The 26,632-nt window shown below is 68.8% G+C and carries 27 protein-coding genes; 16 read left to right on the top strand and 11 right to left on the bottom strand.

Features of this window, described 5'->3' with window-relative positions; all coding sequences use genetic code 11:
• Nucleotides 1-27: 27 nt before the first annotated feature.
• A complete protein-coding gene (locus PBN85_RS07315) occupies nucleotides 28-588 on the bottom strand; it encodes a YqgE/AlgH family protein (RefSeq protein ID WP_271300596.1) in 561 nt (186 codons plus the stop codon).
• 122 nt (nucleotides 589-710) lie between these two features.
• Here PBN85_RS07315 and PBN85_RS07310 point away from each other — a divergent pair, with 122 nt between their 5' ends.
• The 3 genes from PBN85_RS07310 (at nucleotide 711) to PBN85_RS07300 (ending at nucleotide 3,485) form a co-directional block, all read left to right on the top strand.
• The gene (locus PBN85_RS07310; RefSeq protein WP_037530998.1) at nucleotides 711-1,190 is read left to right on the top strand and encodes a peroxiredoxin; all 480 of its coding nucleotides are present in this window, start codon (nucleotides 711-713) and stop codon (nucleotides 1,188-1,190) included.
• A gap of 247 nt (nucleotides 1,191-1,437) precedes the next feature.
• A complete protein-coding gene (locus PBN85_RS07305; protein ID WP_271300595.1) occupies nucleotides 1,438-2,874 on the top strand; it encodes an AMP nucleosidase in 1,437 nt (478 codons plus the stop codon).
• A gap of 71 nt (nucleotides 2,875-2,945) precedes the next feature.
• On the top strand, nucleotides 2,946-3,485 hold the full coding sequence (locus PBN85_RS07300) for a hypothetical protein (protein ID WP_271300594.1): 540 nt from the start codon (nucleotides 2,946-2,948) through the stop codon (nucleotides 3,483-3,485).
• 169 nt (nucleotides 3,486-3,654) lie between these two features.
• Here the strand turns inward: PBN85_RS07300 and PBN85_RS07295 are convergent, their stop codons facing one another.
• Complete coding sequence (locus tag PBN85_RS07295) at nucleotides 3,655-4,431, bottom strand: alpha/beta fold hydrolase (protein WP_271300593.1); 777 nt, start codon at nucleotides 4,429-4,431, stop codon at nucleotides 3,655-3,657.
• Between the two features lie 183 nt (nucleotides 4,432-4,614).
• Between PBN85_RS07295 and PBN85_RS07290 the strand changes: the two genes are divergently transcribed.
• Both PBN85_RS07290 and PBN85_RS07285 read left to right on the top strand, forming a co-directional pair.
• Nucleotides 4,615-4,887 (top strand): hypothetical protein, encoded by a 273-nt coding sequence (locus tag PBN85_RS07290; RefSeq protein WP_235199465.1) that lies wholly within the window; start codon nucleotides 4,615-4,617, stop codon nucleotides 4,885-4,887.
• A gap of 101 nt (nucleotides 4,888-4,988) precedes the next feature.
• A complete protein-coding gene (locus PBN85_RS07285; protein ID WP_037530989.1) occupies nucleotides 4,989-5,615 on the top strand; it encodes a YitT family protein in 627 nt (208 codons plus the stop codon).
• Here PBN85_RS07285 and PBN85_RS07280 read toward each other — a convergent pair.
• From PBN85_RS07280 to PBN85_RS07260, 5 genes are all read right to left on the bottom strand, one after another.
• Nucleotides 5,609-5,794 carry a type II toxin-antitoxin system VapC family toxin gene (locus tag PBN85_RS07280; RefSeq protein WP_271300592.1) on the bottom strand — a complete coding sequence of 62 codons (186 nt, stop codon included), beginning with the start codon at nucleotides 5,792-5,794 and terminating at the stop codon, nucleotides 5,609-5,611. The two genes, PBN85_RS07285 and PBN85_RS07280, sit on opposite strands and share 7 nt — an antisense overlap.
• Nucleotides 5,795-6,025: 231 nt before the next feature.
• Nucleotides 6,026-6,277, bottom strand: coding sequence for a FitA-like ribbon-helix-helix domain-containing protein (locus PBN85_RS07275; RefSeq protein ID WP_271300591.1), 252 nt, complete (start codon nucleotides 6,275-6,277; stop codon nucleotides 6,026-6,028).
• Between the two features lie 31 nt (nucleotides 6,278-6,308).
• Complete coding sequence (locus PBN85_RS07270; RefSeq protein ID WP_037530985.1) at nucleotides 6,309-7,337, bottom strand: aspartate-semialdehyde dehydrogenase; 1,029 nt, start codon at nucleotides 7,335-7,337, stop codon at nucleotides 6,309-6,311.
• Between the two features lie 62 nt (nucleotides 7,338-7,399).
• Nucleotides 7,400-8,116 carry an MgtC/SapB family protein gene (locus PBN85_RS07265; protein WP_271300590.1) on the bottom strand — a complete coding sequence of 239 codons (717 nt, stop codon included), beginning with the start codon at nucleotides 8,114-8,116 and terminating at the stop codon, nucleotides 7,400-7,402.
• A gap of 57 nt (nucleotides 8,117-8,173) precedes the next feature.
• The gene (locus PBN85_RS07260) at nucleotides 8,174-10,429 is read right to left on the bottom strand and encodes a S9 family peptidase (RefSeq protein ID WP_271300589.1); all 2,256 of its coding nucleotides are present in this window, start codon (nucleotides 10,427-10,429) and stop codon (nucleotides 8,174-8,176) included.
• 118 nt (nucleotides 10,430-10,547) lie between these two features.
• Between PBN85_RS07260 and PBN85_RS07255 the strand changes: the two genes are divergently transcribed.
• The 6 genes from PBN85_RS07255 to PBN85_RS07230 all read left to right on the top strand — a co-directional run bounded on the left by PBN85_RS07255 (nucleotide 10,548) and on the right by PBN85_RS07230 (nucleotide 14,696).
• Nucleotides 10,548-11,267, top strand: a complete 720-nt coding sequence (locus tag PBN85_RS07255) for a DUF6975 family protein (protein WP_443026770.1) — start codon at nucleotides 10,548-10,550, stop codon at nucleotides 11,265-11,267.
• 71 nt (nucleotides 11,268-11,338) lie between these two features.
• Complete coding sequence (locus tag PBN85_RS07250) at nucleotides 11,339-12,184, top strand: AAA family ATPase (protein WP_271300587.1); 846 nt, start codon at nucleotides 11,339-11,341, stop codon at nucleotides 12,182-12,184.
• A gap of 102 nt (nucleotides 12,185-12,286) precedes the next feature.
• Complete coding sequence (locus PBN85_RS07245; protein WP_271300586.1) at nucleotides 12,287-12,838, top strand: CHAP domain-containing protein; 552 nt, start codon at nucleotides 12,287-12,289, stop codon at nucleotides 12,836-12,838.
• A 44-nt stretch (nucleotides 12,839-12,882) separates the two neighbouring features.
• Nucleotides 12,883-14,061: a vWA domain-containing protein gene (locus PBN85_RS07240; RefSeq protein ID WP_271300585.1), complete on the top strand. Its 1,179-nt coding sequence runs from the start codon at nucleotides 12,883-12,885 to the stop codon at nucleotides 14,059-14,061.
• A 50-nt stretch (nucleotides 14,062-14,111) separates the two neighbouring features.
• Complete coding sequence (locus PBN85_RS07235) at nucleotides 14,112-14,396, top strand: hypothetical protein (protein WP_152542066.1); 285 nt, start codon at nucleotides 14,112-14,114, stop codon at nucleotides 14,394-14,396.
• A 54-nt stretch (nucleotides 14,397-14,450) separates the two neighbouring features.
• Nucleotides 14,451-14,696 (top strand): hypothetical protein, encoded by a 246-nt coding sequence (locus PBN85_RS07230; RefSeq protein ID WP_037530964.1) that lies wholly within the window; start codon nucleotides 14,451-14,453, stop codon nucleotides 14,694-14,696.
• A 3-nt stretch (nucleotides 14,697-14,699) separates the two neighbouring features.
• On the opposite strand, the gene PBN85_RS07225 is transcribed toward PBN85_RS07230, so the two are convergent.
• Nucleotides 14,700-15,785: an anhydro-N-acetylmuramic acid kinase gene (locus PBN85_RS07225; RefSeq protein WP_271300584.1), complete on the bottom strand. Its 1,086-nt coding sequence runs from the start codon at nucleotides 15,783-15,785 to the stop codon at nucleotides 14,700-14,702.
• Between the two features lie 136 nt (nucleotides 15,786-15,921).
• On the opposite strand from PBN85_RS07225, the gene rimO reads away from it, so the two are divergent.
• The 3 genes from rimO (at nucleotide 15,922) to PBN85_RS07210 (ending at nucleotide 20,373) form a co-directional block, all read left to right on the top strand.
• On the top strand, nucleotides 15,922-17,247 hold the full coding sequence (gene rimO / locus PBN85_RS07220; RefSeq protein ID WP_271300583.1) for a 30S ribosomal protein S12 methylthiotransferase RimO: 1,326 nt from the start codon (nucleotides 15,922-15,924) through the stop codon (nucleotides 17,245-17,247).
• 367 nt (nucleotides 17,248-17,614) lie between these two features.
• Nucleotides 17,615-19,006, top strand: coding sequence for a serine hydrolase domain-containing protein (locus PBN85_RS07215; protein WP_271300582.1), 1,392 nt, complete (start codon nucleotides 17,615-17,617; stop codon nucleotides 19,004-19,006).
• 2 nt (nucleotides 19,007-19,008) lie between these two features.
• A complete protein-coding gene (locus tag PBN85_RS07210) occupies nucleotides 19,009-20,373 on the top strand; it encodes a leucyl aminopeptidase family protein (protein WP_271300581.1) in 1,365 nt (454 codons plus the stop codon).
• A 251-nt stretch (nucleotides 20,374-20,624) separates the two neighbouring features.
• Here PBN85_RS07210 and PBN85_RS07205 read toward each other — a convergent pair whose 3' ends face one another.
• Nucleotides 20,625-21,368 (bottom strand): energy transducer TonB, encoded by a 744-nt coding sequence (locus PBN85_RS07205; protein WP_271300580.1) that lies wholly within the window; start codon nucleotides 21,366-21,368, stop codon nucleotides 20,625-20,627.
• A 65-nt stretch (nucleotides 21,369-21,433) separates the two neighbouring features.
• On the bottom strand, nucleotides 21,434-22,180 hold the full coding sequence (gene tpiA, locus PBN85_RS07200) for a triose-phosphate isomerase (RefSeq protein WP_037530952.1): 747 nt from the start codon (nucleotides 22,178-22,180) through the stop codon (nucleotides 21,434-21,436).
• A gap of 109 nt (nucleotides 22,181-22,289) precedes the next feature.
• Between tpiA and PBN85_RS07195 the strand changes: the two genes are divergently transcribed.
• Complete coding sequence (locus PBN85_RS07195) at nucleotides 22,290-24,260, top strand: peptidylprolyl isomerase (protein WP_271300579.1); 1,971 nt, start codon at nucleotides 22,290-22,292, stop codon at nucleotides 24,258-24,260.
• On the top strand, nucleotides 24,235-25,761 hold the full coding sequence (locus PBN85_RS07190) for an anthranilate synthase component I family protein (RefSeq protein WP_443026769.1): 1,527 nt from the start codon (nucleotides 24,235-24,237) through the stop codon (nucleotides 25,759-25,761). The genes PBN85_RS07195 and PBN85_RS07190 overlap by 26 nt, the downstream gene beginning before the upstream one ends.
• A 354-nt stretch (nucleotides 25,762-26,115) precedes the next feature.
• On the opposite strand, the gene PBN85_RS07185 is transcribed toward PBN85_RS07190, so the two are convergent.
• Nucleotides 26,116-26,538 (bottom strand): hypothetical protein, encoded by a 423-nt coding sequence (locus tag PBN85_RS07185; RefSeq protein WP_271300577.1) that lies wholly within the window; start codon nucleotides 26,536-26,538, stop codon nucleotides 26,116-26,118.
• Nucleotides 26,539-26,632 lie beyond the last annotated feature (94 nt).

Below are 26,632 nucleotides of genomic sequence, written 5' to 3'. Positions count from 1 at the left end.
TCTTTATATCTCGTGTGACCCCGACGGTCAGGCGGTGCCGGCATCCGGGACGAGCAGCCGCGGGTCGATCCCCGCCGCCTCGAACGCCGCGGTCCAGCGCCGGTCGGGCCGCGTGTCGAACAGCAGATCGGCGTCTCCGGCGACGTGGAACCAGCCCGGACCGGTCAGTTCGCCCTCGAGCTGCCCGTCGCCCCAGCCGGCATAGCCGAGCGCGACGACGAAGCGCGCCGGGCCGCTGCCCTCGGCGATCGCGCGCAGCACGTCGACCGTGCTGGTCATCGACCAGCGACCGGCGACGTCGATCGTATCCTGCCCGCTCCATTCGCCCGAATGGACGACGAAGCCGCGGCGCGGATCGACCGGGCCGCCGAAATGGATCGGCACGTTCGGCGCGGCGCCGTGCGCGATATCGAACTGGTCGAGCAGGTCGTGCAGCCCCAATCCCTCGATCGTCGCGCCGATGCCGATGCCGACCGCGCCCTCCGCATCATGCGCGCAGATCGCGATCACCGCATGATCGAAGCTGGGATCGCGCATGCCGGGCATCGCGAGCAGGAACTGACCGGACAAAAAGCGTCGTTGTTGCATCGCCGTCGAACATAAGCCCCGCGCCCGCTTCTGCCACGCTTGAATTCGCACGCTGCGGGTGCGACCTGCGATTTTCGTGACGCCGTCCGGCGGCCACCTGCACCGAGCTTCGGAGACCCAAGATGACGATCACCGTCGGCGATACGCTTCCTGCCGCCACCCTGACCAAGGTCACCGCGGATGGCCCCGACCAGGTCACCACCAACGCTTTTTTCGATGGCCGCACCGTCGCGCTGTTCGCGGTGCCGGGCGCCTTCACCCCGACCTGCTCGGCCAAGCACCTGCCCGGCTTCGTCGAGAAGCGCGACGCGCTCGCCGCCAAGGGCGTGGACGAGATCGCCTGCATCTCGGTCAACGATCCGTTCGTGATGGCCGCCTGGGCGAAGGCCTCCGGCGCCGAGGGGATCACGATGCTCGCCGACGGCAACGGCGACTTCGCCGAGGCACTCGGGCTGACGATGGACGGCAGCAAGTTCGGCATGGGCAAGCGCAGCCAGCGCTATGCGATGCTGGTCGAGAACGGCGTCGTGAAGCAGCTCCACGTCGAAGCCCCTGGCGAGTTCAAGGTGAGCAGCGCGGAGCATCTGCTCGAGACGATGTGAGGGCGTCGAGGCCCGATCGATCGGGACGCGATCGTCGGCGGGGTCGGATCGCGCCCCGGGCGCTGCAAAAGGTGTGACCGCCCCGGCGAGAGCCGGGGTGGTGCGCCTGCGCAGAGACATGACGGCCATTCCTCAGCTCACGAGTAGGTCCGCATCGACAGGTGGCACCGGGGCTGCACCCGCCACGCCGCGGCACCGTCCCCGCCACTGTCTTGCCACCGTCACCACCTTTGCGTAACCATCCGGGATGACACTCGCATCCCGTATCGTTGCCGACCTCGACCAGCTCTACCGCGCCTCCGTCGAGCGGTTGCAGGCAGCGCTCAACGCCTATCTGACCGACGGCACGCCGCCGTCGCCCGAAAGCCGGATCGACGGCTCCTTCGCCTATCCCGTCATCCATCTGCGCTACCGCAGCGTCGGCGACCGGCCGACGCCGCTGCGCTCGTTCGGGCGGCTGGTCTCGCCCGGCGATTATACGATCAGCGTCACCAAGCCGGCGCTGTTCGCCGATTATCTGACCGAACAGCTGACCCTGCTGATCGAGGATTATGACGTCGAGGTCGAGGCGGTGCCGGGGCGGCAGGAAATCCCCTTTCCCTACGTGCTCGATCCCGGCCACGCGCTGAGCCTCGATACCGTGTCGGCGACCGAGCTGTCGCGCCACTTCCCCGCCACCGAGCTCGCGCATATCGGCGACGAGATCGCCGACGGCCTGTGGATCGAGACGGGCGGCACCCGTCCGCTGGCGCTGTTCGACGCGCTGCGCACCGACTTCAGCCTCGCGCGGCTGCGCCATTATATGGGCACGCCGTCGGAGCATACGCAGCGCTTCGTGCTGTTCACCAACTACCATCGCTATGTCGACGAATTCGTCCGCTGGGGCGCGTCGCAGCTCGGGCCGGACAGCCGTTTCACCGCACTGTCCGGCGCGGGCAATATCGTCATCGACCAGCCGGGCGACGTCGACAAGCTCGTCAACGACAGTGCGTGGCGGCGGCATCAGATGCCGGCCTATCATCTGATGGCGGACGACCGCACCGGCATCACGCTGGTCAACATCGGCGTCGGGCCGTCCAACGCCAAGACGATCTGCGATCACCTCGCGGTGATGCGGCCCGAGGCGTGGCTGATGATCGGCCATTGCGGCGGCCTGCGCCCGTCGCAGCGGATCGGCGACTATGTCCTCGCCCATGCCTATCTGCGCGACGACCATGTCCTCGACGACGTGCTGCCGCCCGAAATCCCGGTGCCGGCGATCGCCGAGGTGCAGCAGGCGCTCGCCCGCGCCTCCGAGATCGTCAGCGGCCAGACAGGCGAGGAACTCAAGCGCCGGCTGCGCACCGGCACGATCGTCACCACCGACGATCGCAACTGGGAGTTGCGCTATTCGGCCTCCGCCCTGCGCTTCTCGCTCAGCCGCGCGGTCGGGATCGACATGGAATCGGCGACGATCGCGGCGCAGGGCTATCGCTTCCGCGTCCCCTATGGGACGTTGCTGTGCGTCTCCGACAAGCCGCTGCACGGCGAGCTCAAGCTGCCGGGGCAGGCGAACCGCTTCTACGAGCGCGCGATCAGCGAACATATGCGGATCGGCATCGAGACGTGCGAGCAGCTCCGGCGCGAGGGCGCCAAGCTGCACAGCCGCAAGCTGCGCGCCTTTGACGAACCGCCGTTCCGCTGATCGTACAGGCCGGGCGGAAACCATCGGGTTCCAATGCGTTTCGCTTCCGAATCAATCAGGGAGGTCCCGCCGTGGCCGATGACACCGACGACTCGCCGAAGACCGACACGCCTGCGGTAACGCCGCGTCGTCGCGCGCCGCGCAAGACCACGACGACCCGCGCCACCGCCGCCAAGGCCCCCGCCAAGCCACGCCGCCCGCGCGCCAAGCCGGAGGCGCCGTCGACGGTCGCCAAGGTCGAAGAGGCGGTCAGCGATGCCGCGGCCGCGACCACGCGCCGCGCCAAGGCGGTCGCCGGCAAGGCGGAGAGCGCGGTCGCCGCCGCGGCCAAGTCGGTCAAGCCGCGCTCGACCAAACGGTCGACGCCGCGGGCCGGCGCGAAGAAGGCGGGCAAGCCGGCCGCCAAGAAGAGCGGCGAGACGAACAAATGGGGCATCGCCGCGATCGGCGCCGGTGTCGCGACGGTCGGCGCGGTCGCCGCCGCAGCCTTGCTCTCGCTGCGCGGCAGCACCCCCAAATCGGCCAAGGCGCATAGCCCCGCCGGCGAGGATGCGTCCGGATCGTTCGAAGCCGGGATCGCCGACGAGAATACCATCCCCGACAAGCTGTGATAGCGAGCGGCCTTCTGCATCGCGGCACGAACACCGCGGGCAGAAGGTCGGACGGCCCCGCCTAGGGCGATGGTTTCGGAGCGACGGACGCCGCCCATCACCCTCCGCGCCTCCGCGCGAACCTCATCGACGCTCCGATCCTCGCCAGAGCGATGAGCGGGCGGCCGCCTTACTGCGGGGCGTGATCGCCGGCGAAGAAGGCGGCGATCGCATCGCCCAGTTCCGGCTTGGCGACGGCGCTCATATGACCGCCGGGGATTTCCTGGAAAACGGCCTGCGGGATCGCCGCCGCCAGCGCCGCCCCCGATCCATTGTCGTCATCCTCCGCGCCGGTGATGACCGCGGTCGGCACCGCCACCGCCTCGACCGCCTCGATCGGCGTGTCGACGAACGTCTCCAGCACGTGGAGCAGCGCGACCGGATCGCCCTTGGTCGTCTTGAGAAACGCCTCGGTCATCCACTCATTGCTGCCGCGTTCGAAGTTGCCGAGGTTGGTCAGCACCTTGCGGAAATAATCGCCGCGCCCGGCGGTGGTGAGGATGCCGGTCAGCCCCATGCCGGCGAGCACCGCGCGCCGCGGCGTCGCGCCGTTGACCAGCATCCGCATCGTCGTCCGCCCGCCGAGCGAATAGCCGCCGAGATCGTAATCGGTCAGCGCGAGATGCGCGACCAGCGCCATGCCGTCGCGCATCAGCGCATCCGGCGGGTAAGCGGCTACGTCATGCGGCCGGTCGCTGAGGCCATGGCCGCGCAGATCGGGCATGATCACCCGAAAGCCGCGCGCGGCGAGCTTGGCGGCATGGCCGTATTTGATCCAATTGACCTCGGCGGTCGAGAAATAGCCGTGAATCAGAATCACCGGCCGCCCCGTGCCGAGCTCCCGCCAGGCGATTCGCGTGCCGTCGAAGCTCGCGAAATACTGCGGTTCGGTGGGGACTGCGGCCACGACTTCGATCCTGATGCTGCGATGGGGAGCGCTCCGTCCGCCATCACGGCGGCCATGTCCAGCCTCGTCTGTCCGTACGCCCGGCCGACGAGCCCGGAAGCGACGGGACGGACCGTCGAAAATGAGCCTTTGCAAGTCTGCGAAAGAGGCATACTCTTTCTTCAAAGCATAAGGAGAGCGATAATGGACAATATGCCGGTCGGCGGCGTGCATCCCGCGGGCGACGAGAGCCTGGTGATCCTGCAAAGCCTGCTGTGCCTGTTGCGCGAGAAGAACCTGCTCAGCCGCGCCGATATCGAGGAGCTGACCGATCGCGTCGCGATGCGGGCGGCGCAAGCCGAGCGCGATCCCCTGCCCTGCTGCACCGAGGCGACGCGTGGCGCGGCACGCGAGATGGCGCGGATCGGCGAATATGTCGGCCATCGGTATGGCGGCAAGCATCGCCGCCTCGGCTGAGCACGGCTTTCGCCGGACGATCCTTGCTGTATAGACCGCGATGCCGCCACGACGAGCGGCATCGCCCGGGAGAGGCGCCTGACCCGTCCTGATGAGGTCCGATGCCGTCTTCCGCCCGTCCCGCCGATCCGCCCGGCCGCCCGCATAGTCTTGCCGAGGACGGCTATGCGCTGCTGATCGGCTGCATCCTCATCGTCGTCGGCCTGATCTTCCTCAAGGCGGCGGGGCTCGTCACCGGCGGCGTCGCCGGCATCGCGCTGTTGCTCTCCTATTCGATCCCGCTGCCCGCGGGCGTGCTGTTCACGCTGATCAACATCCCCTTCTTCGCCTTCGCGCATCGGGTGATGGGCGCGCGGTTCGCGGTCAAGTCGGCGATCGTCAACGGCGGCATCGCCGCCTTGTCGACGCTCGCGCGGGTGTCGGTGCATATCCTCGACATCCATCCCGCCTTCGCCGCACTCGTCGGCGGCACGGTGATCGGCATGGGCATCCTGTCGCTCGCCCGCCATCAGGCCGGCGTCGGCGGCACCGGCGTCATCACCTTATGGCTGCAGCGCAAACACGGCTGGAATGCCGGCCGTTCGCAGATCGCGATCGACGTGGTGATCCTCGCTGTCTCCGCGCCGATGCTGACGCTGACGCAACTCGGCTGGTCGGCGGTCAGCGCCGCCGCGATGAGCCTGATCCTGATCGCCTGGCACCGGCCGGGGCGGTATATCGGTCATTGAGGCAGACGGGCGGCGTCTTCCAGGGAGATCAGCAGGCCGGCGAAGTCGGTGTGCCCACACGCGAGGATCAGCTTGTGATCCACCGTCAGGATCATCAAACCCAATGACTCGGCGAGTGCGAGATAGAGGCAATCATATACGGGATGCCCGGTCCGCAGCGCGATATCGAAGGCCCGCACGGCAAGATGACCGGTGGGAAGAACCGTAGGGCGTCAATGATGGCGCCATATCCCAATTGCGCCTGTTGCTTGCCAATCTCGTCCGCCGCACCTTTTTCCACAAGGCATTGGCAAGTTCCTGGCGTAGCAGGTCAGGCGCAACGACGTCACCGGAAAGGAATGGTGCCGCAAGGTCGGCGCCGTCTTCGGCAACCACCCATTTGACGGCGACGCTGGTATCGACGATCCAGGTCAAGCGCTGCGAAAGCCCTCTCGATCCTCGCGTACCAGCACCTCCGCCGGAGTTTGGGCGGCATTGGGGGTCATCGCTCGAATAGCGGCAAGTCGAGCCTGGAGATCGCGACGGTCGTGGTCGTTCACCGGCCTCAACCGCCGCAACGCATCCCGCAACTCGGCTTCGAGAGAACGGCCATTACCGTCGGCCGCCTCCTGATAATCCTGCAGCAGAGCATCGTCGAGATCACGGATGAGCACCTGTCCCATATGGACATGATACCACCACGCCCGTTCGCCCTCAACCCGCCTTCTTGAGATGCCGCCGGCCGAGCAGCTCGGCGATCTGCACCGCGTTGAGCGCCGCGCCCTTGCGCAGATTGTCGCTGACGCACCACAGGTTGAGGCCGTTCTCGATCGTCGGGTCCTCGCGGACGCGGCTGACATAGGTGGCGTCGTCGCCGGCGGCCTCGATCGGGGTGATATAGCCGCCGTCCTCATGCTTATCGATCAGCATCACACCCGGCGCCTCGCGCAGGATGCGCTTGGCGTCCTCGGCCGACAATTCCCGCTCGAAGGCGATGTTGATCGATTCCGAATGGCCGACGAACACCGGCACGCGCACGCAGGTCGCGGTCACCTTGATCTTGGCGTCGAGGATCTTCTTGGTTTCGACCACCATCTTCCACTCTTCCTTGGTCGAACCGTCGTCGAGGAAGCTGTCGATGTGCGGAATGACGTTGAAGGCGATCTGCTTGGTGAACTTCTTCGCCTCGGCACTGTCGCCGACGAAGATGTTGCGGCTCTGTTCGAACAGTTCGTCCATGCCGATCTTGCCGGCGCCCGACACCGACTGATAGGTCGAGACGACGACGCGGGTGATCTTGGCGGCATCGTGGAGCGGCTTGAGCGCCACCACCATCTGCGCGGTCGAGCAATTGGGGTTGGCGATGATGTTCTTGGCGCGATAGCCGTCGATCGCCGCGGCATTCACCTCCGGCACGATCAGCGGCACGTCGGGGTCCATCCGGTAGAGCGACGAATTGTCGATCACCGTGCAGCCCGCGGCGGCGAATTTGGGGGCATAGACCTTGGTCGCGTCGCTGCCGATCGCGAACAGCGCCATGTCCCAGCCGGCCGGATCGAAATGCTCGATGTTCTGCACCTTGAGCATCTTGCCGGTGTCGCCATATTCGATCTGCTCGCCCTGGCTGCGGCTCGACGCCAGCACCGCGATCTCGTCGAGGGGAAATTCGCGTTCGGCGAGGATGTTGACCATCTCGCGCCCGACATTGCCCGTCGCGCCCGCGACCACCACCCGATAACCCATAAACCCTCCGCTGCGTTGCCGCGTCGCCTAATACGCTTGCGTCGCCGCGTCCATCGGCTTTGCTAATCGTGCGTGCTCAGCTGCCAGGTGGCATGGGCGATACCGTGGACGCGGGCGAGATGATCGGCGAGCGCGTCGAGTTCGGTATCGGGAACGTTGGTGCTGACCAGTGTCGCCGTCACCGCGACGCGATCGTCGCCGAGCGGCTCGGTCGCCAGTTCGGCGACCGGCAGCGACGCCGCCTCGAGATGCGCGACGAGCATGTCGCCGAGTGGCCCCGCCTGCGCCGGATCGACGGTGATCGTCACCGTATAGGTCGCCTCGACCGCATGGCCGGCGAGCGGCACGCGGTTGATCGCGTCGACCAGCGGCCGCAGCAGGGTGTTGGCGGCGAGCACGACGACGGTGAGCAGCACCGCCTCCGCCACCATGTCGGACCCGGCGATCGCGCCGACCGCGGCCGAACACCAGAGCGTCGCCGCGGTGTTGAGGCCGCGGACGTTCATCCCCTCCTTCATGATCACCCCGGCGCCGAGGAAGCCGATCCCCGACACGACATAGGCGACCACCCGGATCGACTCGACGTCGCCGCCGAGCCGCTGCCCGAGATCGACGAATGCCGCCGACCCGATCGCGACCAGCGCATTGGTGCGCAGCCCGGCGGTGCGCTGGCGATATTGCCGCTCCGCCCCGATCGCCGTGCCGAGCACGAAGGCGGTGAGCAGGCTGACGACCGTGTCGAGGAACGGCCAGAGGTGGAACAGGGTCAGGAAGCGCATCGCCGCCGCATAAGGCGGCGATGTGACGAAATCAGCGTCCCGATCCTGTCCTGTCGGCTATTTCCTGTTCTTCACATTGCGGTCGAGGAATTCGAGGATCGTTCCCCAGAGATGCTGGCTCACCCCCGGTCCGGCGACGCGATGCGTATAGCCGGGGTAGAACATCATCTCGAACGGCGTCGCGGTGGCCTGCATGCGCGCGGCGACCTTGGTCGAATTGTCGAGGAAGACGTTGTCGTCGGCCATGCCGTGGATCAGCAGCAGCGGATCGCGGATCGTCGATGCCGCCTCGACCGCCGCCGATCCGGCATAGCTCTGCGGGTCCTTGGCGGGATCGCCGAGATAACGTTCGGTATAATGGGTGTCGTAGAGCTGCCAGTCGGTGACCGGCGCGCCGCTCACCGCCGCGGCATAGACGCCGGGGGTTTTCTCCAGCATCTTGAGCGACATATAGCCGCCATACGACCAGCCATAAGTGGCGATCCGCCGCCCGTCGACGAACGGCAGCGACTTCAGATAGTTCGCGCCGGCGAGCTGATCCTCGACCTCGACCGTCCCCATCGCGTGATAGATCTGGTCCTCGAACGCCTTGCCGCGATTGTACGAGCCGCGATTGTCGATCTTGAAATAGACCCAGCCCTGGCTGACCAGATATTGCGGCAGCGCGCCCTGCCAGCCGCGCGTCACCTGCTGGCCGGTGCCCGGGCCGCCGTAATGTTCGAAGAACACGGGATAGGTCTTGCCGGCGACGAGCGGCGGCGTGATCATTTCCCAATAGAGCGTCGAGCCGTCGGCCGCCTTGATCGTACCGAACTTGGTCGGCTGATGCTGCGCCAGGAACGGGAAATAGGGGTGACCGGCGACCAGCGCATTCTCGTTGATCCACGCCAGCCGCTGCCCCGCGGTGTCGGCGAGATAGACCTGCGTCGGCTGCTTCGGGTTGGAGCGCGACACGATCAGCCGGCTTGCCGCCTTGTCCATCGTCGCAGTGTTGGTCCAGCCGCGCTCGGTCAGCCGGGTGAGGACGTTGGGCTTGGCGATATCGACCGCATAGACATGCTGTTCGAGCACGTCGTCCTTGAGCCCGGTGAAATAGATCCGTCCCTTGGCCTCGTCGATGCCGACCAGCCCCGTCACCACCCACGGCCCCTTGGTCAGCTGCGTCCACTGCCCCGACGGCGCGCGGCGGTAGAGGTGGCCATAGCCGTCGCGCTCGGACCGCCAGATCAGACTGCCGTCCTTCATCGGCTGATAATCGTCGCTGAGGTTGAGCCAGCTCTTCGCGCCCGCCTTTTCGGTGAACAGCACGCTCGCCTTGCCCGTCTCGGGATCGACGCGGAGCATGTCGAGCGTCTTCTGGTCGCGGCTCTCGCGCTGCACCAGCAGCGTCTTGCCGTCGGGCGTCCAGTCGACGCGGGCGAGGTAGATGTCGGGATCGCTGCCGAGGTCGACCTTGACCTGCCCCGATCCGTCGGGCCGCATCACGTAGAGCTCGACCAGGACGTTGGGCGTGCCCGCGGCGGGATAGCGCTGTTCATAGGTCTTGGTCCCCGCCGCGCCGATCGACGCGCGGGTGAAGACGTGGACCGGCGCCTCGTCGAACTTCTCGACCGCGATGAAGCGTTCGTCGGGCGACCACCAATAGCCGGTGGTGCGATGCATTTCCTCCTGCGCGACGAACTCCGCCTCGCCGAAATGGATCGTGCCGCCGCCGCCCTGCGTCACCGCATGCGCGTCACCGCCGGCGAGCGGCTGCGCGAAGAGGTTCTGGTCGTGGACGAAGCTGACGTAATGGCCCTTGGGCGAGACGATCGGATTGAGCTCACCACCGGGCGTCTGCGTCAGCCGCCGCACCGCGCCGTCGAGCGTCGCAAGGTAGAGATCGCCGTCGAGCGGCACCAGGATCGAGCGGCCGTCGGGCGCGAAGTCATAGGCGACGATGCCCTTGCTGCCGCCGATCCGCGCCCGCTCGCGCTGCATCTTCTCGGCCTCGCTGAGCTCGGCGCCGCTGCCGACCGTCTTGCTGTCGACCAGCATCCGTTCCGCGCCGGTGCGCGTGTCCCGCGCCCACAGGTCGGTGCGCTCCTTCTCGTCGGCGCGCGGGCGCAGGAAGGTGAGCAGGCTGCCGTCGGGCGACAGCCGCACGCCGCGCGGCTGCGACCCCGACAGGTCGGGGCTGCCGAACACGCGCGCCAGCGTCAATGATTCGCCCTGCGCCGGCGCCTGATTCGCCGCCGTCTGCGCCCCGGCCTCAGCCGACAAGGCGAAAGTCCCCGCCGAAGCGAACGCCAGGGCCACAATCCATCCGCGCATCCACCTTCTCCAAAATCAACACATTGGCGTTCTTACGGCACGGCCGGCCGGCGTAAAGATCGATTACGACAGGGTTACCGCCCCATAAACCCTGTCTTTACGTGCTTCTGTATAGTTAGTGGGTAGACAAGGACCAGGTCGGACCGGATCGGCGGGACGGCGCGTAACGCGGGATATCGGATTGGATACGGCGCAACAGCATTGGCCTGCGGGTGCATGGGATCTGGTCACGCGGATCGGCGCGACGGACGGCAGTGTCGCGCATCCGCACCTGTCGATGCTTCTCTCTCCCGCGGCGGCGTCGCGCGACCTGTCGGATGCGGTGCATGCGCTGTGCGCGGTTCATGGCGACCCCCCCGGCCTCGCGGTCGAGGCGCGCACCCATTGCGTCCAGCCCGATGCCTGCGACTGGCTGTCGGCGGTCGCCGACGGCTTCGTGCTCGAACGCGCCTATATCGCCAGGCTCGCCGCCGCTGCCGGCCCGACCCCGTCGACCCCCGGCCAGTCGGACACCGAAGCGGCGTTGATCGCCAGCCGCCATGCGCTCGAGACGCTCGCCCGCTCCGAACGGCGCGGCTGCGCCACCGGCGCGGTGGCGGCGCTGGTGCAGGACTGGACCGCGATCCGGCTGATGCTCGATCACGCCGCCGAACGGTTCGGCGTCGACCCCGTGCCGGCGGCCTTCCCGAGCCTCTCCGAAACCGCGGCGAGCGTGACGCGGCTCGGCGGCACCCCGGCGACCGAGCGCGCGGTGCGCTTCGGTGCGGAACAGTTGCTCGCCCAGCATCGCGCCTTGTGGGATCTGCTCGAAGCACGCGCCAGCGCCCGCCAGGGGTGATTCCCGCGCGACTTGCCTGATCGCGCGGGTTGCGCCTACCACCGTTGCCTCCACCAGCTGCGGGAACCGGCATGAAGCGCTTCGAAGGCACGCAAAGCTATGTCGCGACCGAGGATCTCAAGGTCGCGGTCAACGCCGCGGTGACGCTGCGCCGGCCGTTGCTGGTCAAGGGCGAGCCAGGCACCGGCAAGACCGTGCTCGCGCAGGAGATCGCGCGCGCCGCGGGGGCCGAGCTGATCGAGTGGAACGTCAAGTCGACCACCAAGGCGCAGCAGGGCCTGTACGAATATGATGCGGTGGCGCGGCTGCGCGACGGTCAGCTCGGCGACCCGCGCGTCCACGACATCGCCAATTACATCCGCCGCGGCAAATTGTGGGAAGCCTTCACCCGCCCGACCCCGCCGGTGCTGCTGATCGACGAGATCGACAAGGCCGACATCGAGTTTCCCAACGACCTGTTGCAGGAACTCGACCGGATGGAGTTCCACGTCTACGAGACCAAGGAGACGATCCGCGCCGTCGAGCGCCCGATCGTCGTCATCACCAGCAACAATGAAAAGGAGCTGCCCGACGCCTTCCTGCGCCGCTGCTTCTTTCATTACATCCGCTTCCCCGATCGTGAGACGATGCAGCGGATCATCGACGTGCATTTTCCCGGCATCCAGGCGATGCTCGTCCGCCGCGCAATGGACATCTTCTACGAGGTGCGCGACGTCCCCGGCCTCAAGAAGAAGCCGAGCACCAGCGAATTGCTCGATTGGCTCAAACTGCTGCTGCACGAGGACATGCCGCTCGACGTGCTGCAAAACCGCGATTCGACCAAGGCGATCCCGCCGCTGCACGGCGCGCTGCTCAAGAACGAACAGGACATCATGCTGTTCGAACGGCTCGCCTTCATGGCGAAGCGGGAGCGCTGATCGTTTCAGCCTCGCAACGACCGGCAAGTTTTTGCCGGGTGGCCCGGCAATTAACCATAGCTGCCAATCTCGCAGTCATCCGCACCGCCTTAAGTCAGCGGAATGCGAGGCCTTTTTGCCAGATTCGTGATCACGTGCCTTGCCGGTCAGGCGGCAAGTTTTACCGCGCCGCTCGCCGCCTCGGGGCTGCTCGACTATGTCGGCCAATGCGTGCCCTTCGCCCGCGCCGCCTCGGGCATCGAGATCTACGGCGATGCCTGGACGTGGTGGGAGCAGGCCGGGGGACGCTATGACCGGGGGCATCGCCCGCGCGAGGGGTCGGTGATCGTCTTCGCCAAGACCGGCCGGCTGCCGCTCGGCCATGTCGCGGTGGTTAGCCGCGTCGTCGAACAGCGCGTGCTGATGCTCACCCACGCCAATTGGTCGCGCCAGAACGGCGAGCGCGGCCATGCCGAACAGGACGTCACGCTCTACGACGTCTCGCCGCACAATGACTGGAGCCGGGTCAAGGTCTGGTATCGCGACAATGACGGGCTCGGCGGCGGCATCTATCCGGTCAAGGGTTTCATCTACGGCGGCCATCCGTCGAAACAGCTCACCGCCCGCAACCCTGATTATGTCGGCGCGCTGATCGACGCCTACGCGCCGCGCTGAGCCGGGGGCTGTCGCGCCCGCGCGAAGCGGCGTAGCGTGCGTCGATGTTCCTGCGCTTCCTCGACGAACTCCGCGCCGCCGGCATTGCCGCGAGCCTCAAGGAGCATCTCGTGCTGCTCGAGGCGCTCGATGCCGCGGTGATCGAGTCGACGCCCGAGGCCTTCTATTACCTCGCCCGCGCGACCTATGTGAAGGACGAGGCGCTGCTCGACCGGTTCGATCGGGTGTTCGGCAAGGTCTTCCACGGCGTCGTCAGCGACGCGGGCGTCGCGCCGCAGGATCTGCCTGCCGAATGGCTCGAAGCGGTGGCGGCACGCTATCTCGACGCGGAGGAGATGGCGCGGATCCAGGCGCTCGGCTCCTGGGACGATATCATGGCGGCGCTGCGCGAGCGGCTCGCCGAGCAGCACGGCCGCCACCAGGGCGGCAGCAAATGGATCGGCACCGGCGGCACCAGCCCGTTCGGCAATGCCGGCTATAATCCCGAAGGCGTCCGCATCGGCGGCGAGAGCCGCCACGGCCGCGCGATCAAGGTGTGGGAGCAGCGCGACTTCCGCAATCTCGACGCCGACGTCGAGCTCGGCACGCGCAACATCAAGGTCGCGCTGCGCCGGCTGCGGCGGTTCGCGCGCGAGGGCGCCGCCGACGAGCTCGACATCCAGGGGACGATCGACGGCACCGCGCGGCAGGGCTGGCTCGACGTGCGGATGCGGCCCGAGCGGCGCAACGCGGTCAAGCTGCTGCTCTTCCTCGACGTCGGCGGCTCGATGGACCCCTTTGTGCGGATCTGCGAGGAACTGTTCAGCGCCGCGACCGCCGAGTTCAAGACGCTCGACTTCTTCTACTTCCACAATTGTCCTTACGAGGGCCTGTGGAAGGACAACCGCCGCCGCTTCACCGAGCGCACGCCGGCCGTTGAGGTGCTGCACCGCTTCGGCCCGGACTATAAGATCGTCTTCGTCGGCGATGCGGCGATGAGTCCCTATGAGATCACCCATGCCGGCGGCTCGGTCGAGCATAACAATGACGAGGCGGGCGCGGTGTGGATGGAGCGGCTGACCGGCACCTATCCGTCGGCGATCTGGCTCAATCCCCTGCCCGAACCGCAATGGGGCTATACGCCGTCGATCCGGCTGATGCGCGAGCTGGTCGGCGGGCGGATGTTCCCGCTGACGCTCGCCGGGCTCGATGCCGGGATGCGCGAATTGACGCGCAAGCGGTGACCTTTCTCGCGCCGCTCTTGCTATAAAGAAGCAACAGCGGGAGAATGGTCATGCGTGATCCGTCCTATGGCGTTGCTGCGATCTCCGGCCCGACCAAGGCGAGCGGCGCCTCGCATCGGGCGCGGTCAGCTTATGGTCTGGCGCACATCCGGGAACAGCACGGGCTGCGACCGCTCACCGCCCCCAAAAGGCTGGGGCTGCATGCCCTCGGCCATCATGGCTCGATCCTGCTGCCGCACGCGGTGTCGACCTATCGGGCGCTGGGCCATGCCCATGGCTACCCCCGGCCCTTCAACCCCTATCGCCACGACCATGGGACCGCGCCGCTCGCCTGACGCTGGCGGGGCCAAGACGTCTGCGATAAAGAGGGTCCAGAGGGGAGACCGATCATGTCCGTGATGATGTTGCTCATCGCTCTCGTACCGGCCGTCACGCTGGGGCAGCCGTCGCCGAAGCCCAAGCCGCCGGCGTCGCGATGCGAGCAGCCGCAGGTGCGCCGGATCGCGGGAGCGACCACGCCCGGTCTCCACAAGCTCGGCGACCTGCCTCCCGCCAAACCCATCTATACCGTGCTGCGCCAGGTCGACGGGTGCCCGCGCCCGGTCAGCGTACAACCGCGCCTGACGCACGAATGAGGGTCACGGCCGGCTGATCACGCCACCCGCCAGCGGTGCGGCGGCACCGGTCGTGCCGGGGAAGCTGATCGGCAATCCGCGCAGCGTCCGCACCGCCATATAGGCAAAGCCTTCCGCCTCCATCGCATCGCCGTTCCAGCCGAGCGCATCGCTCGGCTCCGGCCGAAGCCCGCAGCGGTCGCCGATCATCCGCAGCAGCACCGGATTGTGCCGCCCGCCGCCCGCGACGATCAGCCGCTTCGGCCGCGCCGGCAGCCGGTCGATCGCCTCGGTGACGCTCGCCGCGGTAAAGGCGGTCAGCGTCGCCGCCCCGTCCGCCGCCGCCAGGCCGCGCGCCGGCTGGATGGTGAAGTCGTTGCGGTCGAGGCTCTTGGGCGGGGCGAGATCGAAGAAGGGGTGATCGAGCATGCCGGTCAGCACCGCTTCGTCGACCCGCCCCGCCGCAGCGAGCGCGCCGTCGGCGTCGAAGCGCGCGCCCGTCTCCGCCTCGACCCAGCTGTCGATCAGGCCGTTCGCCGGACCGGTGTCGAAGGCGACCAGCGCGCCGTCCGCGCCGACATAGGTGATATTGCCGACCCCGCCGAGATTGAGCACCGCCACCGGCCGCTCCAGCGCCGCGACCAGGGCGGCGTGATAGACCGGCAGCAGCGGCGCGCCCTGCCCGCCCGCCGCGACGTCGGCGCTGCGGAAGTCGCTGACCACGGTGATCCCGGTCGCGCGGGCGAGCACCGCGCCGTCGCCGACCTGCCACGTCCAGCCGCGATCGGGGCGGTGTGCGACCGTCTGGCCGTGATAGCCGATCACCTCGACCGCCGCCGCCTCGACCCCCGCCTCGCGCAGCAGCTTGTGCACCGCGAAGGCGTGGGTACGGTCGATCAGCTCGCCCGCCGCGACCAGATCAGGGCTGGCGCGCGGCCGGTCGAAGGTCAGCGCCAGCGTCGTCGCCGCGGCGAGCTGCGCGCGCGCTGCATCCGAATAAGCTTCGCCGCGGAAGGCGATCGGACGCACCATCCCCTCGCCGTCCGTTTCGATCAACGCAGCGTCGATCCCGTCGAGCGACGTTCCCGACATCAAGCCTATCGCCAGCATATGGCCCTCCCGTCACGCCGCTGTGCCGCCTGCCCCCGCCGCTGTCGAGCGACGCGGACCCGCCGATGCGACGAACCGCACGTCCCACGGCACCGTCTGGAAAATTCGCGACGGAAGCGCTATAGACGGGTCTCTCATGGCAACTCGTCTCCCCTCTCCGCCGCGCGTCGGCATGGTGTCGCTCGGCTGTCCCAAGAATTTGGTCGACAGCGAACGTATCCTCACCCAGCTGCGCGCCGACGGCTATCAGATGTCCGCCGACTATGCCGGCGCCGACGTCGTGCTGGTCAACACCTGCGGCTTTCTCGATTCGGCGAAGGAGGAAAGCCTTGAGGCGATCGGCGAGGCGATCGCCGAGAACGGCCGCGTCATCGTCACCGGCTGCATGGGCAAGGAGGCGGAGGTCATCCGCGCGCGCTTCCCGCAGGTGCTCGCGGTCACTGGCGCGCATCAATATGAGCAGGTGGTCGAGGCGGTGCATGATGCCGCCCCCGCCAACCTGTCGCCCTATATCGATCTGATCCCCGATGCCGGGCTCAAGCTGACGCCGCGCCACTATAGCTATCTGAAGATTTCGGAGGGCTGCAACCACCGTTGCTCCTTCTGCATCATCCCCAGCCTGCGCGGCGATCTCGTCAGCCGCCGCCCCGACGCGATCCTGCGCGAGGCGGAAAAGCTGGTCGCGGCGGGGACGCGCGAACTGCTGGTGATCAGCCAGGATACCAGCGCCTATGGCATCGACATCCGCAAGGAGCCGCGGCTGTGGAAGGGGCAGGAGGTCGTGCCGCACATGACCGACCTCGCGCGCGAACTCGGCAAGATCGCGCCCTGGGTGCGGCTGCATTACGTCTATCCCTATCCGCACGTCGATCAGGTCATCCCGCTGATGGCCGACGGGCTGGTGCTCCCCTATCTCGACATCCCGTTCCAGCATGCCGCGCCGTCGGTCCTGAAAGCGATGAAGCGCCCGGGCAACGACGCCAAGGTGCTCAGCCGCATCCACCAGTGGCGCGCGATCTGCCCCGACATCGCGATCCGCTCGACCTTCGTCGTCGGCTTCCCCGGCGAGACCGAGGCGGATTTCCAGTATCTGCTCGACTGGCTCGACGAGGCGCAGCTCGACCGGGTCGGCGCGTTCCGCTTCGAACCCGTCGAGGGCGCCGCCGCCAACCTGCTCCCCGATCCGGTGCCCGAGGCGGTCAAGGAGGAGCGCTATCAGCGGATCATGGCGAAGACCGCCGCGATCAGCGCCGCCAAGCTCGCCGCCAAGATCGGCCGCACGCTGCCCGTCATCATCGACGAGGTCGGCGACGAGGGCGCGACCGGCCGCAGCCAGGCCGACGCGCCCGAGATCGACGGCCAGGTCTTCCTGCGCGATGCTGCGCACCTTTCGGTCGGCGACATCGTGCCCGTCGCGATCGAGGATGCCGACGAACATGACCTGTACGGCGTGCCGGCGTAGCGGCTGGTGGAAGTTCGCGCGTTCCAAGATGCCCGCGTGACGCGAAGAGGTGGGTTCACCCGGCAGTGCGGCGATATTTTGGTGGCGAGCTCCCGATCATCGTCAGGCAAGAGGAAGATCTGCTGGCGCTGACGCATCTTCTGCGCGCCTCCGCACCTCCGCATGACCATATGGCCGTCGCGGCCTTGGGCCTTCGCGTGAGCCGGACGCGGTCGGTACGCGGACGAGCCTTCGACAGAAAGTCCGCGACGCCGGCCGCGGACTTCGCCAGAGGCTAGCAAGTCGATCGAACAAACACATGGTGGAGTCCTGTCGCTGACACCGATTTCACTTTCGTGACCGCCGACCGATATGGCAGCTAGGCACGATGCTGTTCCGAACCGTCGCCGCCACGCTGGCGCTCACCGCCGCGCCTGCCGCTCTCGCCCAGTCGCTCACTCCCGCCGAGGCGACCGCGGTCGACAAGGTCGTCGCCGACGGGCTCGCCGCGACCGGCACGCCCTCGGCGCAGGTCGCGATCGTGCGCGGCGGGCGGATCGTGCTGGTCAAGGCCTATGGCACGCAGGCGGGCTCGACCCCGGCGCGCACCGATGCGCCTTATCAGATCGCCTCCATCTCCAAGCAATTCACCGCCGCCGCGCTGCTGCTGCTCGAGGACGACGGCAAGCTGTCGATGAACGACACCGTCGCCAAATGGCTGCCCGGGATCAGCGGTGGCGACCGGATCACCATCCGCCAGTTGCTCAGCCACACCGCCGGGCTGCAGGATTACTGGCCGCAGGACTATAGCTTCCCGGCGATGGAGACGCCGACCACGCCGCAGGCGATCGTCGATCGCTGGGCGAAGAAGCCGCTCGACTTCGCGCCGGGCACGCAATGGCAATATTCCAACACCGGCTATGTCGTCGCCGGGCTGATCGCGGAGAAGGCGGCGGGCGAGCCGCTGATGACCTTCCTCCAGCGCCGCATCTTCAAGCCGCTCGACATCACCGCGATCGATCAGGACAAGGCGATCGGCGGCCGCTTCCCGATCGGCTATCACCGCAACGCCTTGGGGCCGGTGCGCGCCGCGCCGCCGCCCGCGGCGGGCTGGCTGTTCGCCGCCGGCGAACTGTCGATGAGCGCGGGCGATCTCGCCAAATGGGACGTCGCCCGGATCAACCGCAGCCTGCTGCCCGCGGACGACTGGGTAGCGCAGGAGACGCCGGTGCTGCTCAGCGACGGCAGCACGACCAATTACGGCCTCGGCGTCACGCTCGCCAAGCACGACGGCCAGCCGGTCGTCGAACATAGCGGCGAAGCGGTCGGCTTCCTGTCCGAGAACATCGTCTATCCGGAGCAAAAGGCGGCGATCGTCGTGCTGACCAATGCCGATTTCGGCGATGCCTTCGTCGCGATCGCTCAGGGGATCGCCAAGGTCGTCCTGCCCGCCGGCGCCGACGCGGCCGAGGCGGCGAAGACCCGCGCCGCCCGCGCGATGTTCGATTCGCTGCGCAACGGCACACTCGACCGGAGGCTGCTCACCGCCGATGCCGCTTATTATTTCACCCCGCAGGTGATCGCCGACTATCGCACCAGCCTGTCGGCACTGGGCGAGCCGACCGGCTTCGCGCTCGCCGGACCGAAGCGGCTGCGCGGCGGCTTTGTCCAGCGCCGCTACACCGTCACCTACCCCGACCGGAAGCTGTCGATCGGCACCTTCGCCGAACCCGACGGCGCGGAACGCTACGAGCAATTCCTCGTCAGCCCGGTGAATTGACCATGGCCGATGCCCTGCTCCAGCCCGATCGCGGCCAGCCCGCCCGCACCATCACCCTGCTCGCGCCGGACGCGTTCGAGCCGTGGCTCGCGCGCCAGCCGCAGCGCGTGCGCACCGCGCTGGTCGCACAGCGCTTCACCGGTGCGGCGGGCGGCCACGCCATCTATGCCGAGGACGATGTCCAGGCGGTCGTCGTCGCTTCCAGAACGGACAGCTGGACCCTCGCCCGACTCGCCGAGGCGCTGCCGACCGGCACCTATCGCGTCGACGGCGCGATCGGCCCCGCCGCGCTCGGCTGGCTGCTCGGCCAATATCGCTTCGACCGCTATCGCACCGGCGAAACGGCGGGGCCGCGCATCCTGCTGACCCATGACGTCGCCGCGATCGACGAGACGGTGCGGCTCGCCGCGGCGACCGGCTGGGTGCGCGACCTCGTCAATACCGGCGCGGGCGATCTCGGCCCCGCCGAGCTGGAGGATGCCGCCGAACGGCTCGCGCGCGATCACGGCGCGACGGTGACGGTGACGCGCGGCGATGCACTCGCCAGCGGCTTTCCGCTGATCCATGCGGTGGGCCAGGCGGCGGTCAAGGAGCGCGCGCCGCGGCTGATCGAACTCGTCTGGGGCGATCCCGCGCACCCGCGCGTCGCGCTGGTCGGCAAGGGCGTGGTGTTCGACACCGGCGGGCTCGACATCAAGCCCTCGGCCGGCATGCGGCTGATGAAGAAGGATATGGGCGGCGCGGCGCATGCGCTGGCCCTCGCCCGGCTGGTGATGGCGGCGCGACTGCCGGTGCGGCTGCACCTGCTGATCCCCGCGGTCGAGAATGCGATCGCCGGCAACGCCTTCCGCCCCGGCGACGTGCTGCGCAGCCGGCTCGGGCCGACGGTGGAGAACACCAATACCGATGCCGAGGGACGGCTGATCCTCGCCGACGCGCTCGCCCGGGCCGGCGAGGACTCGCCCGAGCTGATCCTCGACTTCGCGACGCTGACCGGCGCGGCGCGCGTCGCGCTCGGCCCCGACCTGCCGCCGCTGTTCACCGACGATGCCGCACTCGCCGCCGACCTGCTCGCCGCAGGCGTGGCGCAGGACGATCCGCTGTGGCAGCTGCCCTTGTGGGACGGCTATGACGAGATGCTGAGTTCGGACATCGCCGACATGGTCAACGCGCCGGACGGCGGCTTCGCCGGCGCGATCACCGCCGCGCTGTTCCTGCGGCGCTTCGTCCCCAAGGGCATCGCCTGGGCGCATATGGACGTCTTCGCCTGGCGTCCCTCCGCCAAGCCGGGGCGGCCGAAGGGTGGCGACGCCTATGCCTTGCGCGCCTGCTACGCGGCGCTGAAGCAGCGGTACGGGACGCGCTGAGACGGGGCCTTTGCGGGTTTGCGCTCCCGGCGTCGCATTGCGGGCAAGCCGGGCTTCGACAGGCTCAGCCCGAACGGATGATGGGGTGGCGGATCGCGCCTAGCGTCCGTCTGCCCTGCGCCGGCGCGCGGGGTGGCCACGTACCTCGTCCGACTTGCGGCTGGAGTGCCCCCCATTCGCCCTGAGCCTGTCGAAGGGCAGGTCCCCCCAGGCGCCGAGCCTCGGAGCTGCGCCCCATCGAGCCGGCAGACTTACCGATCCTCCGCCGGCGGATCGATATCCCATTGCTGGTCGCGCAGCACCGTCGAGCGGACCGGACGCCCCGCCGCATCGCGCCACGGATCGTAGCGGAAGCGTTTCTCGATCGCCGCGCAGGTCACCTGATCCATCAGCGCGTTACCGCTCGACCGGGCGATCGTGCAGCCGGTGACGCGGCCATTGGTTTCGACACGGAAGCGGACGCTGACGACGCCGCGGAAGCCCGAATCGAGGATCGCTTCGGGAATGTCCGATCCCTTGATCCGGCCGCTGACCAGCCGCGGCACCCGCTCCCAGCCGCTGCCGTCGCCATCGCCGTCGCCGCCCGCGCCATTGCCGTCGCCGACGCCGCCCGCGCCGGTGCCCGGCCCGGCGCGATCCGAGGCGCCCGAATGGGTGTCGGCGCCGATATTGGCGAGCGGCGCGACGATGATCGGCGGCGGCGGCGCGAGCGCGATCACCGGGATCGGCGCGACCACCTCCGTCGCCTTGGCGCGAAGGTTGGGCGGCGAGGCCCGCCCGCTCGCGCGCTGCACCGGCCTGGGCGGCGGCACGGTCCGCTCGGGCGGTGGTGGCGGCGGCGCGACGGTGAAGGTGGCGAGCGAGTCGGCCACCGCGCCGCCGCCGCCGCGAAAGGCGAGGCCGGCCAGCAGCGCATAGCCGAGCGCCGCGACGATCACCGCGGTCAACGCCGCCGCGCCGAGGCGCTCTTTGAGGGGAGCCGGAGCGTTCACCACCGCAAGATGATGACGCCCCAAGCCTTTCGCAACGCTGACCGGGGCTCAGCGTCGGCGCCCGGCCCTTATAGCGCGGCGGCGGCGGTGATGATCGGCACGAACTTGGCCGCGGTCAGGCTCGCGCCGCCGACCAGCGCGCCGTCGACGTTGTCGCAGGCGAGGATCGTCGCGGCATTGTCGCCGGTCACCGAGCCGCCGTAGAGGATGCGCACGCCGTCCGCGGCATCGCCGATCAGCGTGCGCAGCTTGGCGCGCGCGATCGCGTGGATCGCCGCGATCTGCTCCAGCGTCGGCGTGCGGCCGGTGCCGATCGCCCAGCGGGGTTCGTAGGCGAGCGTGAACCAGCTGCCGTCGGCATTGTCGGGCACCGACTTTTCGATCTGCGCCTGGACGACGCGCTCGGCACGGTCGGCGTCGCGTTCCGCCTCGGTCTCGCCGCAGCAGGAGATGACGTGCAGCCCCTGACGCCGGGCCGCCGCCGCCTTGGCCCAGGCGTCGTGGCTGGTCTCGCCCTGGTCCATCCGCCGCTCGCTGTGGCCGACGAGGGTGAAGCGCGCGCCCGCCTCCTTGACCATCGCCGCCGAGACGCAGCCGGTATGCGCGCCGCTGTCCGCCTCGTGCACGTCCTCCGCCCCGATCGACAGCGTCGGCGCGCGGTCCGCCGCCGGGGCAATCAGCGTGAAGGGCACCGCGACCATAACGTCGACATTGGGCGCGGCCGCCGCCGCCGCGGCAATGCCGTCCAGCTCCGCGAGCGCGGCGCGCGACCCGTTCATCTTCCAATTGCCCGCCACCAGCTTGCGCCGCGTCATCCGACCTCCTGTTATACGTGTTCAACAAACCCTGCCCGCCCCCGCGCTTGATGGCAAGCCACTGCCCCCCTAAAGACGCAGGCAATTCCAAAGGGACGATCGGCCTTCCATGCTCAGCTTCTTCCGTCGCATCACCAATTCCAAGGCCGGCGTCGTCATCACCTTCATCGTTCTCGGCGTCATCGCGCTGGCGTTCGCGGCGGGTGACATCACCGGTCTGGCGGGCAACGGCGGCAGCCTGTCGGGCAATGCCGTCGCCACCGCCGGCGGCACCAAGATCACCGCGGCCGATCTGCGCAACCGCGTCCAGACCGAGCTGCAGGCGGCGACGCAGGAGGCGGCGCGGCAGGGCCAGCAGCCGCCGACGATGCAGCAACTGCTCGATCAGGGCGGCTTGCAGTCGACGCTCGAGCGCACGATCAACAGCCTTGCGCTCGAAGCCTTCGGTCACGACCAGAAGATGGTGGTGAGCAAGCGCTCGATCGACGGCGTCATCGCCAGCATCCCCGGCCTGCGCGGTCCCAACGGCCAGTTCGATCCCGCCAATTACCAGCGGCTGCTCGCCGACCAGCGGCTTACCGATGCGCAGGTCCGCACCGACATCGCGCGCGACATCATCGCGCAGCAGCTGATGCTGCCGACGCAGGGCGCGACGCAGGTGCCCGAGAAGCTCGCCATCCCCTATGCCTCGCTGATGCTGGAGAAGCGTTCGGGTCAGGTCGCCTTCGTCCCCGCCAAGGCGGTCGACACCGGCGCCGCGCCGACCGATGCCGAGCAGCAGGCCTATTATCGCCGTAACGTCGCGCGCTACACCGTCCCCGAACGGCGCATCGTCCGCTATGCGCTCGTCACCCCGGAGATGGTCAAGGCGCGCGCCGTGCCGACCGATGCCGAGATCGCCACCGCCTATAACCAGCAGCGCAGCCGCTTCGCCGCGGCGGAGAAGCGCACGATCAGCCAGGTCGTCGTCGCCGATCAGGCCGGCGCCAATGCACTCGCCGCCAAGGTCAAGGGCGGTGTCAGCCTCGCCAACGCGGCCCGTGCCGCCGGCCTCGAACCGGCGGTGCAGACCGGCGTCACCAAATCGGCCTATGCCGGAGCCGGCAATGCCGCCATGGCCGACGCCGTCTTCGCCGCGCCGCAAGGCGGCGTCGTCGGGCCGGTGCGCGGTCCGCTCGGCTGGGTCGTCGCGCGGATCGACAAGGTCGAGCAGGTCGCCGGCAAGACGCTCGAACAGGCGCGTCCCGAGTTGCTGGCCGAAGTGTCGAAGCGCAAGCTGCAACAGGCATTGTCTAGCACCCGCGACTCGCTCGACAGCGCGCTCGGCAACAGCGCGACCTTCGACGAGGCGGTCGCCGATCAGAAGCTGGCCACGCAGACGACGCCGCCGCTGCTCGCTAACGGCCAAAACCCCGACGCGCCCGCGGCGCAGTCTGACCCGACGATCGCGCCGATCGTCTCGGCCGCCTTCCAGATGTCGGAGGGCGACGCACCGCAGCTCGTGCCGGTCGGTCAGGACGGCGCCTTCGCGCTGGTCGCGCTCGGCCGCGTCGTCGCCGCCGCGCCGCGCCCGCTGACGCAGGTCAAGGCGCAGGTCGTCGCCGACCTCACCGCCGACCGCGCCCGCGCCGCCGCGCGCAAGCTCGCCGCCGATATCCTCGCCAAAGTCAACAAGGGCACGCCGCTCGCCCAGGCGATGGCGACCGCCGGTCGGCCGCTGCCCCCGGTGCAGACCGCCGGCGCCAGCCGCGCGCAGCTCGCCGCGGCGCAGGGCAACGTCCAGCCACCGCTCGCGCTGCTCTTCTCGATGGCCAAGGGCAATGCCAAGCTGCTCGAGGCGCCGAACAATGCCGGCTGGCTGATCGTCAAGCTCGACACGATCGTGCCGGGCGACGCGCGCGGCACGCCCGCCGCGATCAGCGGTGCGCGCGGCAGCATCGCCCGCCTCGTCGGTCGCGAATATGCCGAGCAATTCGCCCGCGCGGTGCGCAATGCGGTCGGCGTCAAGACCGACGCGGCGGCGCTCGCCCGCCTGCGCGCCGACCTCGCCGGCAATGGCGCCGGCGCCGCCGGCAACTGAGATGAGCACGCCCGACGCCGTCGCCGCGCTCGCCGCCGGTCGTCCGGCGTTCGTCTGGCGACGGCAGGTCGCGGATACCGAAACGCCGGTCGCCGCCGCGCTCAAGCTGATCGAGCCGGGGCGCGGCGACTATCTGCTCGAATCGGTCGAGGGCGGCGCGACGCGCGGTCGCCACAGCATGATCGGCCTTGCGCCCGACCTCGTCTTCCGCGCGCGCGGCGATCGGGCCGAGATCAACCGCCAGTGGGCGACCGATCGCACCGCCTTCCAGCCGACCGGCACGCCGACGCTCGCCGCCCTGCGCGCGCTCGTCGCCGAATGCCGCGGTGAGGTGCCGGCGGAGCTGCCCAAGGCGCTCGCCTGCCTCGTCGGCTATTTCGGCTATGAGACGGTCGGGCTGGTCGAGACGCTGGCGCAGCCCGAGGCCGATCCGCTCGGCCTGCCCGACATGCTGTTCGTCCGCCCGACGGTAATCTGCGTCTTCGACCGGCTCGCCGACGCGCTCTATCTGGTCGCGCCGGTCTGGCCCGATCCGGCGCACGATCCGGCGCAGCTCGTCGCCGCGGCGGAGGAGCGGCTCGACGCGGTCGCCGCCCGGCTCGCCAACACGCCGCTCCCTGCGCCGGTCCGCGCGCGGCCCGACGTTCCGGCCTATACGCCGGCGATCGCCCCTGACGACTATGGCCGGATGGTCCGCCGGGCGCAGGACTATATCGCCGCGGGCGACATCTTTCAGGTCGTGCTGGCGCAGCGCTTTTCCGCGCCGTTCACGCTGCCGCCGTTCGAACTCTATCGCAGCCTGCGTCGCATCAATCCCTCGCCCTTCCTCTACCACCTGGACCTGCCGGGCTTCGCGCTGATCGGCTCGAGCCCGGAGATCCTGGTGCGGGTGCGCGACGGCGCGGTGACGATCCGGCCGATCGCCGGCACCCGCCCGCGCGGGCGGACCGCCGCGGAGGATGAGGCGAACCGCGCGAGCCTGCTCGCCGATCCCAAGGAGCGCGCCGAGCATCTGATGCTGCTCGACCTCGGCCGCAACGACGTCGGCCGCTCCGCCGCGCCCGGATCGGTGCAGGTCACGGCCAGCTACGGGATCGAATTCTACAGCCACGTCATGCACATCGTGTCGAACGTCACCGGCCGGCTGGCGGATGGGGCGGATGCGATCGACGCGCTGTTCGCCGGCTTCCCCGCCGGCACGGTCAGCGGCGCGCCCAAGGTGCGCGCCTGCCAGATCATCGCCGGGCTCGAACCGGAGCGGCGCGGCGCCTATGCCGGCGGCGTCGGCTATTTCTCCCCCGACGGATCGATGGACAGCTGCATCGTGCTGCGGACCGCGGTGGTCAAGGACGGCATGATCCATGCCCAGGCCGGCGCCGGCATCGTCGCCGACAGCGACCCCGCGTCCGAACAGCGCGAGTGCGAAGCCAAGGCGGGCGCGATCCTCGCCGCGGCCCGCGATGCGGTGATACGGGCGGGCGATGCGGGGTTTGCGCAATAGCGCCGGGGAATGAGCGTTCGGCTGAGCCGAGACCATTGTTCGTCGCCTCGATCCCAGTAGCGAATAACCACCACCGCCCGCATCTCGTCACCCCGGACTTGTTCCGGGGTCTACTTCGCCGACAAACACACCAAGCTTAGGCTTGGCGGAACCGCGGATGCCGGAACGGGTCCGGCATGACATGTCCAGTGACTTGAAGGTTTCGCGATCCGCGCCCGCTCGACGCTCGCCGTTCCTGCAACCTCGGGCTCCTGCTTCCGCAGACGTGCGGCATTAGGGCGTGAGGGGAGATGACCGCCGGACCGATCGTCACCCCTTCATCCGCGCCATCGGCCGTCACCGATGGCTCCGTCCTCACGGCACCGACGCATTCGCATCCTGCTGCGCGCGTCGCTCCGCCGCCCAGGCGCGGTTGGTCGCGAGCGCGCAGCCGCTCTGGCCGCCGCTGCCGACCGGCGAGCAGGTGTCGGGCAGCCCGCCGGCGACGCGACCGACCTGGTCCATCGTCGCGGCGCGATTGCCCCAGGCCTGGTTCTTGGCGGGGATCGGGCCGCTGTCGCGGAACTGCTTGGGGATGCGATAGGGCTGTTCGAGCGTCGAGCAGACGACGATTTCGCTGCCGGTGCTCTGCGGGCATTTCTCGCCGGCATTCAGCGTCACCGCACGGACGCGCTGCGGCGGCGAGCCCGATTCCGCGGCATCCGCCACCGGCGCGCTTTGCGCGACGGCGACCGCGGGCAGCGCCAGCAAGGTGGCGATCAACAACGGGCGGAACATAGTAGCGTCTCCTTTGCGGCTTCAACGTGCAGGCGACGCAGTTTCTCCCGGCGCATGCCACGCAGACGGCTATAGCGTCGCCCAGATTGCTGCA

The organism is Sphingomonas sp. CV7422 (assembly GCF_027945725.1).
GTDB classification, from domain to species: domain Bacteria; phylum Pseudomonadota; class Alphaproteobacteria; order Sphingomonadales; family Sphingomonadaceae; genus Sphingomonas; species Sphingomonas kyungheensis.
This window is presented reverse-complemented; position numbering and strand designations above follow the sequence as displayed.